This window comes from Pseudomonas sp. P7548 (genome assembly GCF_013386585.1).
In the GTDB taxonomy this organism is placed as follows: domain Bacteria; phylum Pseudomonadota; class Gammaproteobacteria; order Pseudomonadales; family Pseudomonadaceae; genus Aquipseudomonas.
The window spans coordinates 1-329 of the sequence record NZ_JACARO010000234.1 but is presented as its reverse complement, the minus strand read 5'-3'; the positions used below and the strand labels follow the sequence as shown (position 1 = coordinate 329).

The 329-nt window shown below is 69.3% G+C and carries 1 protein-coding gene; it reads left to right on the top strand.

Annotated features, from left to right (window positions below; all coding sequences use genetic code 11):
* A partial coding sequence (locus tag HX803_RS32460) for a LysR substrate-binding domain-containing protein (protein WP_256732995.1) occupies nucleotides 1–329 on the top strand: 329 nt, incomplete at both ends.

Genomic DNA, 329 nt, shown 5'->3' with positions numbered 1-329 from the left:
GTGTGGTGGCCGCGCCGGACTACCTCAAGCGCTGCGGCACGCCGCTGCATCTCGGGGAACTGGCCCGGCACCAGTGCCTGCCCTTTGTCATGCCCAGCAGCGGGCGGGTCGGCCACTGGCTGTTTCGCGACGGTGAGCGGGAGATCGACTGGGCGCCGGCGGCCGGTATCGAGGTGACCGACGATGTGCTGGGCATCGTGTCCCTGGCCGAGCACGGCCTGGGTCTCTGCCAGACCTACGAGTTCATCGTCCGCGAGCGCCTTGCCAATGGCCGCCTGGTCAAGCTGCTGGAGCCCTGGAGCGGACGAACCCGGCCGTTCTCGCTGATC